At 69.2% G+C, this 15,616-nt stretch carries 16 protein-coding genes and 1 pseudogene; 9 read left to right on the forward strand and 8 right to left on the reverse strand.

The genetic code is table 11. The features are described 5' to 3' along the window. Window positions 1-322 precede the first annotated feature (322 nt). From ABD317_RS22720 to ABD317_RS22745, 6 genes are all read left to right on the forward strand, one after another. Complete coding sequence (locus tag ABD317_RS22720) at window positions 323-1,327, forward strand: metallophosphoesterase (protein ID WP_199788952.1); 1,005 nt, start codon at window positions 323-325, stop codon at window positions 1,325-1,327. Between the two features lie 177 nt (window positions 1,328-1,504). Further along, complete coding sequence (locus tag ABD317_RS22725; RefSeq protein WP_344291774.1) at window positions 1,505-2,353, forward strand: hypothetical protein; 849 nt, start codon at window positions 1,505-1,507, stop codon at window positions 2,351-2,353. A gap of 101 nt (window positions 2,354-2,454) precedes the next feature. Beyond that, the gene (locus ABD317_RS22730; RefSeq protein ID WP_344291775.1) at window positions 2,455-2,760 is read left to right on the forward strand and encodes an HAD family hydrolase; all 306 of its coding nucleotides are present in this window, start codon (window positions 2,455-2,457) and stop codon (window positions 2,758-2,760) included. After that, on the forward strand, window positions 2,757-4,388 hold the full coding sequence (locus ABD317_RS22735; protein ID WP_344291776.1) for a recombinase family protein: 1,632 nt from the start codon (window positions 2,757-2,759) through the stop codon (window positions 4,386-4,388). Before ABD317_RS22730 ends, ABD317_RS22735 begins: the two co-directional genes overlap by 4 nt. Window positions 4,389-4,523: 135 nt before the next feature. Further along, a complete protein-coding gene (locus ABD317_RS22740; RefSeq protein WP_344291777.1) occupies window positions 4,524-4,997 on the forward strand; it encodes a hypothetical protein in 474 nt (157 codons plus the stop codon). Between the two features lie 154 nt (window positions 4,998-5,151). Further along, entirely contained in the window at window positions 5,152-5,742 is a 591-nt protein-coding gene (locus tag ABD317_RS22745) for a hypothetical protein (protein ID WP_344291778.1), read from the forward strand. Between the two features lie 180 nt (window positions 5,743-5,922). Here ABD317_RS22745 and ABD317_RS22750 read toward each other — a convergent pair whose 3' ends face one another. The 4 genes from ABD317_RS22750 to ABD317_RS22765 all read right to left on the reverse strand — a co-directional run bounded on the left by ABD317_RS22750 (window position 5,923) and on the right by ABD317_RS22765 (window position 9,459). Continuing rightward, window positions 5,923-7,371, reverse strand: coding sequence for a replication initiator (locus ABD317_RS22750; protein WP_344291789.1), 1,449 nt, complete (start codon window positions 7,369-7,371; stop codon window positions 5,923-5,925). A 251-nt stretch (window positions 7,372-7,622) separates the two neighbouring features. Then, window positions 7,623-7,820, reverse strand: coding sequence for a hypothetical protein (locus ABD317_RS22755; protein ID WP_344291779.1), 198 nt, complete (start codon window positions 7,818-7,820; stop codon window positions 7,623-7,625). After that, complete coding sequence (locus tag ABD317_RS22760; RefSeq protein ID WP_344291780.1) at window positions 7,817-9,118, reverse strand: FtsK/SpoIIIE domain-containing protein; 1,302 nt, start codon at window positions 9,116-9,118, stop codon at window positions 7,817-7,819. Before ABD317_RS22760 ends, ABD317_RS22755 begins: the two co-directional genes overlap by 4 nt. Then, window positions 9,115-9,459 carry an SCO3933 family regulatory protein gene (locus ABD317_RS22765; RefSeq protein WP_344291781.1) on the reverse strand — a complete coding sequence of 115 codons (345 nt, stop codon included), beginning with the start codon at window positions 9,457-9,459 and terminating at the stop codon, window positions 9,115-9,117. Before ABD317_RS22765 ends, ABD317_RS22760 begins: the two co-directional genes overlap by 4 nt. A gap of 157 nt (window positions 9,460-9,616) precedes the next feature. On the opposite strand from ABD317_RS22765, the gene ABD317_RS22770 reads away from it, so the two are divergent. Then, window positions 9,617-10,393: a GntR family transcriptional regulator gene (locus ABD317_RS22770; RefSeq protein WP_344291783.1), complete on the forward strand. Its 777-nt coding sequence runs from the start codon at window positions 9,617-9,619 to the stop codon at window positions 10,391-10,393. Window positions 10,394-10,817: 424 nt separating this feature from the next. Here the strand turns inward: ABD317_RS22770 and ABD317_RS22775 are convergent, their stop codons facing one another. Continuing rightward, window positions 10,818-11,111 (reverse strand): hypothetical protein, encoded by a 294-nt coding sequence (locus ABD317_RS22775; RefSeq protein WP_344291784.1) that lies wholly within the window; start codon window positions 11,109-11,111, stop codon window positions 10,818-10,820. A 951-nt stretch (window positions 11,112-12,062) separates the two neighbouring features. Next, window positions 12,063-12,527, reverse strand: a complete 465-nt coding sequence (locus tag ABD317_RS22780; protein WP_344291785.1) for an ATP-binding protein — start codon at window positions 12,525-12,527, stop codon at window positions 12,063-12,065. A 135-nt stretch (window positions 12,528-12,662) separates the two neighbouring features. Here ABD317_RS22780 and ABD317_RS22785 point away from each other — a divergent pair, with 135 nt between their 5' ends. Next, window positions 12,663-14,024 carry an NsdA family TPR-like regulatory protein gene (locus tag ABD317_RS22785; protein WP_344291786.1) on the forward strand — a complete coding sequence of 454 codons (1,362 nt, stop codon included), beginning with the start codon at window positions 12,663-12,665 and terminating at the stop codon, window positions 14,022-14,024. Here the strand turns inward: ABD317_RS22785 and ABD317_RS22790 are convergent. After that, window positions 14,021-14,317: a thiamine-binding protein gene (locus ABD317_RS22790; protein WP_344291787.1), complete on the reverse strand. Its 297-nt coding sequence runs from the start codon at window positions 14,315-14,317 to the stop codon at window positions 14,021-14,023. The two genes, ABD317_RS22785 and ABD317_RS22790, sit on opposite strands and share 4 nt — an antisense overlap. Before the next feature lie 152 nt (window positions 14,318-14,469). Here ABD317_RS22790 and ABD317_RS22795 point away from each other — a divergent pair. After that, window positions 14,470-14,832, forward strand: a pseudogene (locus ABD317_RS22795) (HAD family hydrolase); the annotation flags it as partial. 170 nt (window positions 14,833-15,002) lie between these two features. On the opposite strand, the gene ABD317_RS22800 reads toward ABD317_RS22795, so the two are convergent. Beyond that, window positions 15,003-15,494, reverse strand: coding sequence for an NUDIX domain-containing protein (locus tag ABD317_RS22800; protein WP_344291788.1), 492 nt, complete (start codon window positions 15,492-15,494; stop codon window positions 15,003-15,005). Window positions 15,495-15,616 lie beyond the last annotated feature (122 nt).

Raw genomic sequence — 15,616 nt, forward strand, 5'->3', positions numbered from 1 at the left:
CCCCGTACGGGGCCACACGGCCCCGCCGCGGCCCGCCGGGCCCCGCCGCCGGCTCCCGCACACCACGTCCCGCGCGCGGCGGGCCGCCCGCCGCCCCGCCGGTCGTGCACCGTTTGCCCGGTTCTGGCGGTCGGGCGGGAGCCGTCTTCCGCGGCCGGAGCCAATTGGCGGCCCCTGGTACCGCACAAGCTGCGACGGGCATTTCTATGATGGGCGCACGCGCACCGCGGATCTCCTCCACCTGCCCGGCGGAGGGGCACCCGGTCCCATGGCGGCCGGGTCGTGTCCCGGTGGCAGAACGGCTAGGCGGTGGAGGGGTTCGATGCAACAGGGGGCCGGTCAGACGCCGGGGCTGCGGACCACGGCAGGGGTGCCCGCCGGGGCGGCGCCCCCCGTCCCCGCGGCACCGGCCGCCGGCGAGCCCTACGGGCACGCCGGCGACGGGTACACCCCGACGCAGGCCGACCTGCCGGTGATCAGGCCCGGCGAGAACGGCGGCTACGGCCCGCTGTACGTCGTCGGCGACGTCCACGGCTACCTCGACGAGCTGCGCGCCGCCCTGCGCGCCCAGGGCATCGTCGACGAGGCGGACCGCTGGATCGCCGGGAACACCCGCGTGTGGTTCCTCGGCGACTTCACCGACCGCGGCCCCGACGGCATCGGCGTCATCGACCTCGTCATGCGGCTGTCCGCCGAGGCCGCCGCCGCCGGCGGCTTCTGCAAGGCGCTCATGGGAAACCACGAGCTGCTGCTGCTCGGCGCCAAGCGCTTCGGCGACACGCCGGTCAACTCCGGCGCCGGCACCGCCTCCTTCCAGGCGGCCTGGCTGCTCAACGGCGGGCAGCGCACCGACATGGAGCGGCTGGAGGACGTCCACCTGCAGTGGATGGCGCGGCTCGACGCCGTCGCCGAGGAGGACGGCCACCTCCTGCTGCACTCCGACACCACCGCGTACCTCGACTACGGCGAGTCCATCGAGGGCGTCAACGACACCATCCACGACATCCTCGCCCGCTCGGACGCGGACGAGGTCTGGGACCTGTTCCGCAAGTTCACCAAGCGCTTCGCCTTCCGCGACGAGGAGACGGGCCCGGCGGCGGTGCGGGAGCTGCTGGGCCGGTACGGCGGCGAGCGGCTCGTGCACGGGCACAGCCCGATCCCGTATCTGCTCGGGGAGGTGCCCAGCGAGGACATCGACGGCGAGGAGCGGGGAGCGGCGGTGCAGGGCCCGCACATCTACGCGGACGACCTGGCCATCGCCATGGACGGCGGGGTCACCATGGCCGGAAAACTGCTTGTCGTGCGACTTCCGCTGGTCGGACGCTAGCGGACTTCCGTTCGTCGTGCTCTAATACGGAACCTCCTTTTCTGAAAAGACACTTATCCGCCATACGCGAAGCGCTCTACCATCGGTTACAGGTCCTGTCCGCTCAGGGTCTGGCGCCGCAGGCACGCTCCGTCCCCGCTTGCCTTGTTGCCTGCCCATCCGGGGGAGCACAAGCACATGACCAGTGCGTCGAATCTGCTGACGGAGGACCGCCCGGACTTCGAGCGGCTCCTCGACTCCGCGCTGCACAGCGCCGAGTACACCGTCGGCGCCGGCCGTGGGCGGCCGCTCAACCCCGAGCAGCTGCGCACCATGGCGCTCGGTGCCATGGCGCCCATTTCCGCACGCGCGTCGGCCGAATACGAACGCTATGTACGACTGCGCAAAGAACTGCGCCGGCCCGCGGGCGGCGGCGGAACTCTGGGCGGCGGCGAGGGCATCCGCCTCAGCGGCGCGATGAGCGGCGGCCAGGGCGGCGGCTCCAGCGCGGGGGTGGCCGCGGCGGCGGCCGTGCTGGTGCCGGTGCTGGCCGGCACGGCGGCGGTGATCTTCCTGCTCGTCGGCTACCTGCTGCACCTGATGGACCCCGAGCCCGCCGTGGCGTCCTCGATGCGGCAGGCGGGCTGGATCTTCGCGCTGCTCGCGGTCGCCGCCATCGTCATCGCGATGATCGCGCTCCTGCTGGCGGCGCTGCGCAACGGGTCGACGTCCATCAGGGCCGCGGCCAGCCGGGAGTTGACCGACCAGGTCGACAGAGCCCGGGAGGAGTGGCTCACCGCGCTGCTCGAACGGGGCATCCAGCCCTTCCTGGAGGAGGCCCTCGCCGGCGGCGGCGAGGACGGCGCCGCGGCGTATCCCCCCGCGGTGCGCACCGACCCCGACGCCGCCCGCACCCCGCGCCTCGGCTACTCCCGCCCGGCGTTCTCCAGCCCCGACGAGGGATCGCCCACGAACGACGGGCCCGGCTATTCGAGCCCCGACTTCACCAGCCCCGACTACGGCGGCCCGGAGCACGACCCGGACTGACGGCCGGACCGACGTCCGGTGGGCCGGACCGACGTCCGGGCGGCCGGTCGGTCCGGGTAATCGTTTGTCCGCACCTGCGCGCACGTCCTAGCCTCACGGCCATGTCCCGGCTGCACATCTTCGACATGGACGGCACCCTGCTGCACGGCTCCTCCGCGAACATCGAACTGGCGCGGCAGATGGGCCTGGTCGCGGAGTTCCGCGCGCTGGACGCCGCGTTCAGCTCCGGCGAGATCGACACGTACGACTACGCCGAGCGCGCGCACGGCATGTGGAGCAGCCTCACCCCCGAGATCCTGGCCCGCGCGTTCGCGGGCTCGCCGTGGCTCGCGGGGATCCGCGAGGTGTGGGCCGACATCACCGCCCGCGGGGATCAGTGCGTCAGCGGATGTAACTTCTCTGTATGAGCGATGACCTGGTAACGCGAGCACACTGGGGCAACTTGGAGGGGCAGCGGTGGGCCGGGCTGGCCCGCCTGTCCACGGAGGAGTTAGAGGGCGGAGGTCCGGACGCTGACGAAGCGTCATCGGGCCGCCGCTTCGTGCCGATGACCGGACGGGACATCAAGAGCACGGAGGAGCAGGAGAAGGACGGCCGACAGTTCGTGGAGAGCCGGGGCGGCCGGTACGTGCACACGTACATGGAGCCGGACACCTCAGCGTGGAAGCGCAGGCGGGTGCGGCTACCGGACGGCAGCACCGGCTACCGCGTCGTCAGGCCCGTGTTCGAAGGCGCGTTGGAAGACCTCAAGCGGGGGACCACCCCGGACGGCGAGCGCGTTGACGGCCTGATCGTCTACGACATCGACCGCCTGACCCGCGACCCCCGCCACCTCGAAGACGCCATCGAGGTGGTGGAACACCACCGCCGACCGATCATCGACATCACCGGCACACTCGACCTGTTGACCGACAACGGCCGCGCCATGGCCCGCGTCCTGGTCGCCATGGCCAACAAACAGTCCGCCGACACCTCCCGCCGCGTGCGGCGCAAGCACCAGGCGTTGCAGCAGGCGGGCATCCCGGTGGGCGGCCAACGTCCCTTCGGGTGGCAGGAGGACAGGCGGACGCTCGACTCCGCCGAGGCCGGTCTCATCCGCAAGGCTGCACGACGACTGATCAAAGGCGCACCCTGGCATGCTGTCGTCGCCGAGTGGAACCGCATGGGGATCACCACGCCGCGTGGTAAGCCGTGGGACAGCAGGAACGTTCAGCGTGTGATGACCAGCCCGCGCGTGTGTGGATACCGCGCACACTCTGTCATGGATCTGAACGAGGAGACCGGCAGGGAGACCCGGCGGGAGGTCATCGTTCGCGATGAGCAGGGCGACCCGGTCCGGGGGAAGTGGGAGCGCATCCTGAAGCCCGCCGAGTGGCAAGCACTGTGCGCCATTCTGGAGGCTGGCCCGAAGCGAGGTGCTGGCCACAACGCACGTACGCACCTGGCGACCGGTACCCTCCGGTGCGGCAAGGACGAGTGCGGCGCACCGTTGCGCGCCCTGAAGGCGAGCCCCAGCCAGAAGAAGCCGGAAGGCTACTTCTTCTACGCCTGTGCCGCCAAGACCACCGGCCGGGGTTGCGGTGGAGTCAGGATTCCCGGGCCGGAGACGGACGAGCTGATCGGGAAACTGGTGATCGCCAAGTACGAGGAGGAGGCCGCCGAGCGCGAGGCGACGACGACCCCGCAGGCATGGCCGAAAGAAGCGGAGTTGGTCAATGTCCGTGAGGACCTTGCCGACCTGAAGCAGGCCCGGCGGCAGCGCCAGATCAGCGCTGAGCGGTACTACGCCGATCTCGCCGAGTACGAGGCCGAGGAACGGCAGCTGATCGGGGAGCGCAACGCATGGCAGCGCAAGACCATCGCCGCACGGGGCAAGCCCGTGGACATGGCCAAGGAGTGGAACCGCAAGGACATCACCTTGGCTGAGCGCCGCGCCTACATCGAGCGCACCCTGACAGCCGTGGTCGTGCTGCCGGTGGGCAGCGGTCGGCGGGTACCGGTACGGGACCGACTGGTCCCGGTGTGGGCCGACTAGGACTAGGCAGTTGCGCTTGTGTGGCTGATCACTACGGTTGGCCACTTGAGTGGCGTTGTCGGCTAGCAATCAGGCGGCCTGGCGCCCAGGTTTGTCCTATTTTCGCGACGAGTCTGCGGAAGTACGGTTCCGCTCATGGACTGGGGGACATTGCTTGGCGCAATCGTCGGCGCGGCTACGGCGGTCGGCTCGACCATGCTTGCTGACTACACGCGGCACCGTCGCGAGCAGGCAAATCGCGTGCACGACACCCTCCGAGATCTCTACAGTGCCTACCTCGCCGCCCTGAACGACAGCTCGACCGCCCTACGCGTCATCATCCTCAGAGAGAGCGACGCCACGGCGCGATACCAGGCAGCTTTGGACGCCTTCCGTGACGCCTCAGTCCTGACCCAGCGCTATCGGATCGCCCTGCAGGCCCCACCGGCGGTCCAAGAGAAGTCCGACCGGGCGTACAGGTTGCTCCGACAATGGCGCGACTTGCTCAACACCCATCCTGACCTCTCCCTCACGTCGCCGGAGTACCTCGAAGGACTAGAGCGGTTCCATCAAGCCCGCAAAGACCTTCAGGCCGCCATGCGCGGAAGTCTCGCTGCCGCGGGAAGGTAAGGGCACCGGCTTGGACCAGGGGCGGATTGCTGGACGTGCTCCGATGCGAAGCCCAGTCAGGCCAGTTCGACCAAAATCACGCGCGCCGAGGAGCCCGCATCGCTGGCATGCTGACAGGCCCGAGAATCGGACAGCGGCCCCCAGGGGGGACAGTGTGATCGTAAACCGGCACATCGGCAGTGAGCAGCCCGACCAGGACGACGAGCTGGAACAGCACCTCGTTCAGGAACTCAACACCCCGCTCGACTGGCCCGAGGACAGCCGCCTGACTGTCAGCCACGTCGCCAGGGTCGCCGCTGCCGCGAGCTGCGATACCGCGTACGGCCAGGCTGCCAACGGTCACTTGATCGACCTGTTCGCGGCGCTCCCGCTGCCGGGAACCGAGGAGGGGCAAGCCTTCTGGAGGCGTATTCGCGAGGCTGGGGGCAATGCGGCCCTGTACATCGATCCCGCGAACATGGGCGGCCCCTCCTTCGATCGCCTCTACGACGGCAATGAGGCAGGCGTCGCTGGCCGCGTCCTGGGCTTCCTGGGGGAGCTGACGCCGTCGCAGCGCACCGCGGTAGCCGAGGTGATCGGCTCAGTCCTCGACTACGGCACCATCGGCGTCAAGGGCCGATACGGAGGCGAGCTGTGGCTACGGGACGCAGAGATGAGCGCGTGGCGCGTCGCCCTGGCAAGCCGGCGGCAGTTCGAAACGGCACAGGACCGGCAGCAGTTCTTCGAGGCGTGGCGCCGCGGCTGACCAGGCGAGAGGCCCGTCACCGTGCGTGCCGGTGGTGGCGGGTCCCGTCGCGTGTGGACACTTCCAGGCCGAGGGCGGCGTTCATCCGGCGCCATTTGGCGTCAGACCACCGGGGAGCCCGGCGCGCATGCGACCGGGCCCATGCCCAGTCTTCGTCATCTCCTCGCACCCGCGCATGCGTCAACCCGCCGGCCTCCCTCTGTCGCCAGCCAGGGCCTCACGGGCAAGCTCGCGGTTCGTAGCGAGGTCTTCCGCGATCCCGGCAGCCAGGAGCGCGGCCCCGAGGGAATGGCCGCTACCGGCGTAGCGCCAGGACGCGTCAGTGGCGGTGCTGAGTTCGCCGCGAACAGTTTCGCCGTCGTGTCGGTGTTCCGCTCGTTCGGCGCGTAGTGCTCCGTAGCTGGTCGAGTAGGTGCGGGATTTGGTGAGGATGTGGCCGCGGTAGCCGAGGGTGTGTGCCCAGGCGCGCAGGCGCAGGTGCGCGTACTCCGGCTGGCCGCCGAGGCGCCAGCAGGTCATCATGAGGGCGCGGGTGTGGTGAGGGACGGTGGCCGTTTGGATGTCGTCTCGGCTGATGATGCGGTAGTCGAGGCCCCCGGCGGTTTCGGTGGCGCTCTTGGTGACGTACTTGGCGACGTAGGCGGCTACGGCGTCGTCGCTGAGCGCGTCGGGGGTGTCGAAGGCCCGCAGAGGCCGGGCGTCGAGCTGGGCACCCCAGGTCAGTTCGTACTCGCCCAGGGCCGCCGAGTAGGGCGTGTGCAGCCGGACGGCCGCCGCCGCAGACCGCACCGCCGTCGTCAGCATCTCAGCGGAGGCCCACCGGGGGGCGGCTGAGTCGGGCCCGTCCGCGCCGTCGAGGCGCACGACAGCATGCACGTGGACCGCTCCGCGCTGCTGGTATTCGGCGATCTTGGCGTAGGAGATGCGCAGGGTGCGGCGTAGTCCGGTGCGGGTGCGGCCGGTCAGCGTGGCGAGGTGGTGGTAGAGGTTGTCGGTGAAGGCTTTCCACAGTCGTCCGGTGTGAGCGTGCCAGAGGACGTGTGCCGGGTAGTCGTAGCAGCCGGGGCACAGCGGAGAGCCCGCCATCGGACCGTTCGCCGTGTGCACGACCGAGCAGCCGAGCGGGCATCCGTGCTCGCATTCACCGCCGCGTCGACGGGGGCGGCACGGCTTGCCGTCGCTGGTGGTGCGGTGGACAGGGCCGAAGCTGGGGGCGGTGAGGGTGACGAAGAGCCGGGGGTGGTCGCGGACGGTCGGCGGGACGGTCTTGCCGCCGACGAGGCCGGCCCTCACGAGGTGGAAGGTGTCTCCGGCGTGGAGTCGTGAGCAGGGCGGGCAGACGGCTGCGCGGCGGTTGCGGCAGCGTAGAAGCAGCCGTTCGTGCGGTTCGCAGCGGGTGTCGTAGTGGTGCAGGACCTCGCCGGTTGCGGGGTCGTGTGTGGTGGTGTGGCCGGTCAGGTGCACCGGGTGTGCGCAGCCGCCGGTTGCGGTGACCTGCTGGAGCCAGCGGGGGAACAGAGGTTCTTGGGCGAGACGTATGAGGTCGTGGTCTGTGGTGGGGAGCTGACGCAGGCGCGCCGCGCGCTGGAGTGCGGCGCGCCGGTCAGCCGGGGTGCGTCCGGGGGTGATGGTGGTGGGTCCCTTCCGGGGTGGGCCGCCGTAGCGGCCGGGTGGATGAGTGCGGGTGGGTGGGGTGTCTCCATGGGTGATCACTCCTTGCGTCGTGGGAGTTGGCAGGTTCGTTGGTGGTCAGCGGATGGTTCCGGCGCCCCGGCAGATCCGGCACCGGCGTCGCCGTCCGGTCCAGGTGGGCCGGGAGCCCTCTCCCTTGCAGGTGGGGCAGCGCACGCGGCGCATCGCCATAGGAGGTTCCTTCCTGCTTAGAAGTGGGCGAAGCCGGTGGTGATCCAGGTCATGAAGCCGTCGATGGTGTGGATCACCGGGGTCTGTCCGAGGTAGAGCCCGAACAGGCCGATGCAGGCCGCTTCCCATGTGCGCACGTCCCGGGAGCGCACCAGCAGGACGGTGATGATCCCGAAAAGGACGACGAGGGAGACGGTCGCGCTGGCGCTGGTCACGACTCGCCCCCTTGCACCGCCGTCAAGGCGTCGGCCACCGCGGGCAGTTCGGGGGTCAGAGCTGCGTACCGGGCGGTGACGGCCGTGACGTCGTCGGTGGGGGTGAGGTGGGAGCGGGCACGGCTCCAACCCCCGTTCGGGCCGGTGCACACGGCCACCCCGGCTTCCTCGGCGGTGATGGACTGGGCCACCGTCACGGCGTCCTTGTTCAGATCGCCAAGGGCCATTTCCGCCGTGCCGGGGTCGTTCACGCGGTGGCAGATCCGGCCGCCGAGCTGAGCGCGTAGCGCGGTGACGCCGGGGCCGAGGTCGGAGCCGACCCTTTGCCCGGCCACGACCAGGTGCACGCCGAGCGCAGCGCCGAGTTGCGCCAGCCGGAGCAGGTAGGTGGAACACTGCTCCGCCTCTGCCTTATTTTCCCGCCGACCGTCCGACAGGTACAGCTCTGCCAGCTCATCCACGATGACCACGATCGGCACCGGGCGGAGCTTGTCCGGCAGGTCCCAGATGGAGCGCACTCCTGCCTCGCGGCAGTCGGTCATGCGCTCTTGCATCTCGACCACGAGCGCGCCGAGCACGGCTACGGCTTCGCGGCGGCAGGTGGCCAGCGCGCTCATCCGCCGGGCGAACAGGCCCAGTTCCATGCCGCCTTTGCAGTCGACGCCGACCAGGGCGACGGGTTGCGGCGCGAGTTCGGTGACGAGCCTGGCGAGCAGCGTGGACTTGCCCGATCGGGTGGCGCCGGCGATGAGCCAGTGCGGCACAAGCCGCAGGTCCATCACCCACGCCCCGCCGCTTTCCAGCGCGCCGACGAGCGCGGCCAGTTGCCGGGGCCTGGCCGTGACGAGCCCGGGATGCTGTAGCGGGTCGGTGGCGGTCGCGGTCAGGAGCACCAGACCCCGTTCGGGAGAGGTGACCCGTACCGCGTGCACACGCCAGGCGTGCGCCAGCGCATCAGCCGCAGCCAGGTACACCGCCGGGGTCTGCCCCGGATGCAGCCGCACCACCACGGTCAGCCCCATGCGAGTGGCGCGGGGGAAGGACAGACGCGGCGGAACCGGCCGCAGAGCCTCGCCCTTGACCACCAGATCGCCCAGCAGCCCGCGGCGCGGGCGCGGAGAGACCGCCAGGTCGGTGAGGATGGCGACCCGCTTCCAGGTGGTCAACACGCGCAGCGCGGCGGCCGGATAGCCGGTCAGGTACCAGTGCCAGGCCGGAGCGCGCCGCTTCAACCAGCTGCCGCCGACGAGCACCCAGGCCAGCACGCCCAGCCCGAGCGCGAACAGTAACCAGCTCATCCGGCACCTCCGCCCTTGACCGGGGTGGGGGTCGCCGGGGTGATGGCGTCGGCGCGGAAGCTGATACCGTGCCGGTCGCCCATCTGCCAGGGGAACGCCACCAGGCCCGCAAGCCGCAGCTCTGCACCCTCGGTGATGCCCTTGGGTTCGCCGGGCACGGCCACTTCGATGACGGAGGCGCGCCGCCCGTCCTGACGGACCATCACACCCACGGTGTAGATGGTGTTCCCGTCGCGGTCTTTCTTGATCTCCTTGGTGTCGTAGTTGCTCAGCTTGGCTTCCGGGGCGACGGCGCACCGCAGTACGCCGAGGCGGGAAGTGTCCACGGGTATGGACTGCATTGCGTGGGTCTCCTTGACCTCTCGACAACGCCAGCATGTAACTCATGCTGACGAGTGACAAGAGTGCATGACTTGACGTCAGACCGCAAGCACTTATGCTGACGAGTGACGTACATGTGAGACATGCCACGCGGAGACACGCAGAGAGAGGCTGGTCATGGACGAACTCCAGCGCCCCGGAGCGCTCTACAAGCAGGTAGCCGCCGCCATCCGGCAGGCGATCACCTCCGGCGAGTTCGAACCCGGCAGCACCCTGCCGTCCGAAACCCAGCTCATCGAGCGCTACCACGTCAGCCGCCCCACCGTCCGCAACGCCATCGCCGCACTGCGCACCGAAGGACTCATCGAGGTCATCCACGGCAAAGGCAGCTACGTCCGCAGCCGCCCCAACGCCGTCCTCACCGTGGACCGCGCCATCACCCGCAACGCGAACGGGACGTACGCCACCGGGCTACAGGGGTGGGAGCTTGCCGAGGCGCCCACGGTCTACCGCACCCACACCACCACCGAGACCGCCCCACTCCTCGCACTGGACGAGGACGAAGCGCTGTTCGGCGTTGACCGCCTCTACGTCGACCCGGCCACCGGCACCCGCGTAGCGCACCGGGTGTTGCTGCCGTTCGCCACCGCCGAGGGCACCGAGCTGGCCGACCACCCCGACACCGACCCGGCCGCCATCTACGCCGCCCTCGAAGCCGCCGGACACACCCCGACGTGGACCGAGTACGCGACCGCGCGCATGCCGCTGCCCGACGAGCGCACCGCCCTGCAACTCCCCGACGCCACCGCGGTTCTGCACACGGTCCGCGTCACGCACGGCACCGATGACCGGCCGCTGTTGCTTGAGGAACTGCGCGCCAGCGGTGACCGTGCCCGCACCGCCTACCGCATCACCACCGACGCCCCGCGCCACCTCACACCGGTCCGCGACTGATCATCCGGGGGGCGGGTGTCGAAATCTGTCTCTACTTACTCAAGGGCGCGCCGTGCGGCGCGCCGGGCGGCCGGGCGCTCCCGGCGGGCGTGCGGCCTGGCGGCCGATCCCGCCGGGCGCCCGCCGCCCTGTCGCCGCGGCAGGCCCGTGGAAGCCGTAGCCAGCTCTCCTCGCCCGGTTCCAGACGGGCCGGGCCGTGTGGTTGGGGCGGGTGGCCTCCGAGGCTTGAGGCAGCCACCTTGGGGCGAGCCTCTAAGAGCAGGGGGCCGCATCGGTCCATTGCGGGCAGGCCAAGTGCCAGCCCGATCGCCGGTCAGCTTAAGGCCCCCTGCTCTCTCGCCCCAAGGCAGCTCCCGCCCCAACCCTCTCCGGCCACCCGCGCTCACAGGCACGCGCACACGCCGGCCGGGCCACGGACCGGGGCTCAGCCGGCCTTGCGTAGTCGCCCCGTGGACCTCCGGGCGAGCAGGGCTATCTCCCGCACCGTGTCGACCGGAAGCACCAGGCGCACCACCCCGGAACCGTCACCTCCGGTGTCCGCCCGCGCCCGCACCCCGGACGTGTCCACACCCGCAGACCTCAACGCCACGGCCAACTCTGCCGCCGCCGTCTTCGCCTCCCGCCAGCCGCTCAGGTAGTCCACCCCCGGCAGCCACACCAGCGCGTCCAGGCCGAATGCCTCCTCCTCTTCGAACCCCGCGTCCCCAGGGTCACCCATGTACCGGATCACTCCTTGATCACTCTCGTGGCCGAACTCCCTTACCGATCTGCCGAGTTGGAGACGGACACGACGAGCGCCCCGGTACCCTCGGCACCGGGGTCGCACGCGGCTCCCAGCCGGGCCACCCTTGCCTGCCAGGGTTCGGGGTGGTCCGGTCTTCTTCAGCTCTCTGGTTGCGCCAGGACGATGATCACGCTCACGTGTCCACCGACTGACCGCAATTCCCGCACGTCACTGACTTCCCAGTGGCTTGCAGAGGTTGGCCGCAGTTCGGGCAGTTCATGGTCATCACCTCCAATCTCTCTCACGTCGAAGCCGCTTTCGATGGCCCGGCCCCGTGTCCCGCGAGGATTGGACAGGTCACAGGACCGGGCCGTCGGCGAAGGGCAGTCCACCTACACCGACCATCCCCGCAACGCCCACGGGGGTGGGGGTCACAGGGAGTTGCAAGGACGAGAGCGCCGACCCCCTTTACGACCACGGCACCCACGCCCGGTCTCACAGGACGATCGCGCCCCACATCAGCCGCCTGCGCCACTTCCGACGCCGCGCCGCCTTGTCCTCATCCACCGTCCGTCGCCGATCCGCGGACGCCGCCGGAGCTTCCACCCGCTCCTGAGCCCCCTTCTGTTCCTGCTGCTGCGGTAGTGCGGTAGTGCTCACGGTCATCGCATGACCTTTCGTCTCGGATGTCGATCACATACACGGGCGCCACGGACCAGCCGATCGCGACACCCGTGGAAGAAGGCGGGCCGCCGGAGCCGACAAAACGACGGCCCGCCCTGCCCGCCCGAACCTGCGTGCGAAGCTACGACGCAGAGTCAGGCGGGGGCTTACCCAGCGATCACAGGCACCGGGCAGTCGGGAATGTCGAGCATCAGGAAGGGTCGCCCTTGTTCGCTAACCACACGACCACCACCGCCCACACCGCGACCCACAACACGACCATCAGCCTTTGCCGCACGCCGCATCGCCCCCACCCTCCACGGGGTCGCTCCGTGCCCCCGCCGGATCGACCACCACCGCCCACACCGCCTTGCCGATCGCACGCTCTGCCACCCCCCACTCGTCCGCCATCTGCTCAACCAAGTGCAGGCCGTAGCCGCCGTCACTATCGGGTGTTCGTGGCACGGGCCGGTCCTCGGAGGCGTCGTGCACCTCGATACGCACCCCGCCGTCCTGCCGGACAAAGCGCGTCAGGATCTCCCGCCCCGGCGACACACGGGCATGAACGATCGCGTTCGTGACCAGCTCCGAGACCACCAGCACAGCCGGTCCCTCGATCCCGGCCAGCCCCCACCTGGCCAACGCCTTACGCATCTGCGATCGCGCCAGCGCCACACACCGGGGATGCCGCCGCCACTGCCACGTCATCACCGCGCGTTCGTCCTTCGTCGCCGCCGTCGCCCTCATGACCAACAGAGTGCTGCTGTGCCCGAGAAATCGCGACAGCTGTTGGGGTACCCCGAAGCCGCAACTGGGGTACCCCGTCGCTCCCCAGCCTCTAGACTGACGTCCTGTTATCCTCCGTCGGCCCAGAGTGATCACATGAGCGAACGTGCAGGCCGCCGCAGTGGCTACCGGCTCACCGTCTCTGACCGCTTACTACATAGCGAGCCCATGCAGCAGGCATGCGCTCAGCGGGACTTCGGTGAGGTTTTCCGTCTCGTCAACCGGCGGGCCGGCGCTAGCTATGCGGACATCGCCGCAGCAGTGGGCAAGATGACCAGTGCGCGGGTCGGTGATGTGATCCGAGGCGTGCGGCGCATTCGCGATGTGTCAGTTATCGAACGGGTGGCGGATGGGCTGGGAATCCCGGGACACATGCTGGGCATTGACACACGTGCTTGGGAGTTGCCACAACGCGACCTCGGAAATCTCAACTCCGTTGCGATCGCTCCAGACGAAAGCGTCTCGCTAGGGGAAGCACTCACGGCGGCTGACGAGGCCAGACAGTTGATGAACCGCGCGTTGGCCAGTAGGACGGTTACCCCGGAACACATAGATGCGCTGGAGCGCGCCGCTGCGAGGGACGCACGTGACAGCGTGTTCACCGCTCCGCTAGACATGCTGAATACGCTCTTATTCGACTTCAGCGAGATTCGCCAGTTCATCACTGAGGCGCAGTCACCGGATGTTCAAGGCCGTCTGTACCGGGTGACGGCACAGCTCGCCGCACTCGCCGCTGATGAACTCATGGTCATTGGCGATGCTCGCCAAGCGTGGGCGTGGCACACCACGGCAAGAAGTGCGGCCGACGCAACGGGCCAACCCGAAACAATGGCCCAAGTTCGTGCAGTTGGAACTCTTATCCCCCTGTACTATAACAATTCCTCGGAGGCTGCCGTCCTGGCACGGGAGGTTCAAGAGATCACGGATGATGCTAGACGATCTTCCGCGGCAAGCGCACTCGCAGCAACGCTGGAATCCCTTGCTCTGGCTCAGGTTGACGACCTCCCGGGAAGCGTAGCTGCACTGAATCGGGCAGAGGGGGAGTTCGAACGACTCGACGCAGACCAGCAGGCGGAGTCGGTGTTCGGGTTCTCCGAGCGCCGATGGGCCTTCTACCGGGCCCGGATCATCTCACGCCAGGGGGATTTTGAACGCGCATGGGAGGCTCATGAACACGCCTTGACGCTGTACCCGGAGCAAGTGGTCGGCGATCCATCGATTATCCGGCTCGGTCAAGCCGAGTCGCTGATCCGCCACGGTGGCGTGGAAGACGGTTGCAATCTGGCGGCAGAAACGCTGCTGAACATGCCTGCCCCGCATCGCACTGACATCTTCCTCAGCCAAGGCGGAAAGGTGCTGAACGCAGTGAATCCCGATCAGCGCTTTCTGCCGATTGCGCGTGATCTTCGCGACCTCGTGACGAGGCTACGTCGGAGTCATGCTGGCAAGGAGAGCTAGCCTTTAGCCAAGTGGCGTTCCAGTTCGGTGACCTTGGAAGACAGGCCGTCGGTAACTCCCTCGCGGATATCCGCTTTGAGTACCATGCTTACGCGGGCGGACTTGGCCCGAACGGCATCGACAGCATTCTTCACGACCGCCATGACTTCGTCCCAGTCCCCCTCAATACTGGTGAACATGGCGTCTGTGTGGTTCGGAAGGCCGCTCTCGCGAACGACTCGAACGGCTTCCGAAACAGCCTCCCCCACCTCATCGCCGACACTCAACGGGGTAACAGAGAACGCGACAATCACGACTTATCCTCTCCGAAGGGTGTGAGGGGGCGACCATGCGACGCTGACCGCAAGCGCCAGCGTAAGCCACCTCATCATGCCAGCGGACCATCGTGGCAGAACAGCCGGACCGTACCTCTATTCAGAAGTGATTACCTCTGCTGACGTATTGCGAGCACTGCGCGGTGATCTCGCTGGCGCCCGGCTTCTTCGTCGAACGGCTGCTGGAGTGGGGGGTGCATGCGGCGCACGGGTCGCGTTTCCCGGCGCTGCCGTTCCGCGAGCCGGTGGACAAGGCTGGCATCCTGGGGCCGCCGGACAAGGTGCGGCTCGCCGATCTGATGTGCGCCGAGTACGGGTTGACGCGGGCGGACTGCGTGGCGTACGGGGACTCGATGTCGGACACCGACCTGTTCGCGGTGGTGCCGCGGTCGGTCGCCGTGAACGCCGACCACCACGTGAGCGGGCTGGCCTCGGACGCGTACCGCGGCCTGGACCTGCGGGAGGCGTACGCGCTGACGCGCACCGGCGGGTGAGGGCGCGCCAGGGCCTGTCGTTTGGATCTTTGCCGGGCTCGCGACGCCTGGCACCGCACCTCGCGGCGTTGTCGTCGGTCGCCGACGCTCCGCGTCGACTCCCTCCTCCGCCTTGCGATGCACGGCACCAGACGCCGCTCCCTGATCCGACAAGATCCAAACGACAGGCCCTACCCGAAGTCGTCGGCGAGGACGGCGAGGACGCCCTCGATGTTCGTACGCAGATACGCGCGCAGGCTGGGCGGGACGACCTCGACGGAGTCGACGCCCTCGCGGGTGAAGGGGATGCGCACCGTCTCGTACTCGCCGCAGGGCGCCTCGACTTCGGGGCCGTGCCGCCGGGTGAGGTCCATGGACGTGAGGCGGCAGGCGAAGAAGTGCTGGACCTTCACGCCGCGTTCGCCGCCGGGGCCCTCGGGACCCTCGGGGACGGTGTCGACGAAGACGGGGACGGCGCCGGTGACGCGGGCGCCCAGCTCCTCGTCGACCTCGCGGTGCAGGGCGGCGACGACGGAGGGGTCGCCCGGCTCGACGCCGCCGCCGGGGGTGATCCAGTAGGGCTCGCGGCCCGGCTTGGTGCGCTTGATGAGCAGCATCTCGTCGCCGTCGAGGAGGATGGCGCGGGCGGTGCGCTTGACCACGCGCCGGTGGGACACGGTCATGGGATGTATGTGGCACGCGGGGCGGCGCTCGAAACCCGGGGCCGGTGCCGGGCATCCGGACGGGCGGCGGCGGGGCGTGCGGGCGGGCGGCGGCCGGCACGCGGGCGCCGGGCGTCCGGGGC

The sequence above is a fragment of the Streptomyces synnematoformans genome, from assembly GCF_039531005.1.
Taxonomy (GTDB): Bacteria; Actinomycetota; Actinomycetes; order Streptomycetales; family Streptomycetaceae; genus Streptomyces; species Streptomyces synnematoformans.

Coding starts and splice junctions, on each gene's coding strand:
- ABD317_RS22785 (WP_344291786.1), top strand. CDS start 12,663: ATGAGCGAACGTGCAGGCCGCCGCAGTGGCTACCGGCTCACCGTCTCT.
- ABD317_RS22765 (WP_344291781.1), bottom strand. CDS start 9,459: ATGCAGTCCATACCCGTGGACACTTCCCGCCTCGGCGTACTGCGGTGC.
- ABD317_RS22725 (WP_344291774.1), top strand. CDS start 1,505: ATGACCAGTGCGTCGAATCTGCTGACGGAGGACCGCCCGGACTTCGAG.
- ABD317_RS22730 (WP_344291775.1), top strand. CDS start 2,455: ATGTCCCGGCTGCACATCTTCGACATGGACGGCACCCTGCTGCACGGC.
- ABD317_RS22740 (WP_344291777.1), top strand. CDS start 4,524: ATGGACTGGGGGACATTGCTTGGCGCAATCGTCGGCGCGGCTACGGCG.
- ABD317_RS22720 (WP_199788952.1), top strand. CDS start 323: ATGCAACAGGGGGCCGGTCAGACGCCGGGGCTGCGGACCACGGCAGGG.
- ABD317_RS22770 (WP_344291783.1), top strand. CDS start 9,617: ATGGACGAACTCCAGCGCCCCGGAGCGCTCTACAAGCAGGTAGCCGCC.
- ABD317_RS22735 (WP_344291776.1), top strand. CDS start 2,757: ATGAGCGATGACCTGGTAACGCGAGCACACTGGGGCAACTTGGAGGGG.
- ABD317_RS22780 (WP_344291785.1), bottom strand. CDS start 12,527: ATGAGGGCGACGGCGGCGACGAAGGACGAACGCGCGGTGATGACGTGG.
- ABD317_RS22760 (WP_344291780.1), bottom strand. CDS start 9,118: ATGAGCTGGTTACTGTTCGCGCTCGGGCTGGGCGTGCTGGCCTGGGTG.
- ABD317_RS22800 (WP_344291788.1), bottom strand. CDS start 15,494: ATGACCGTGTCCCACCGGCGCGTGGTCAAGCGCACCGCCCGCGCCATC.
- ABD317_RS22775 (WP_344291784.1), bottom strand. CDS start 11,111: ATGGGTGACCCTGGGGACGCGGGGTTCGAAGAGGAGGAGGCATTCGGC.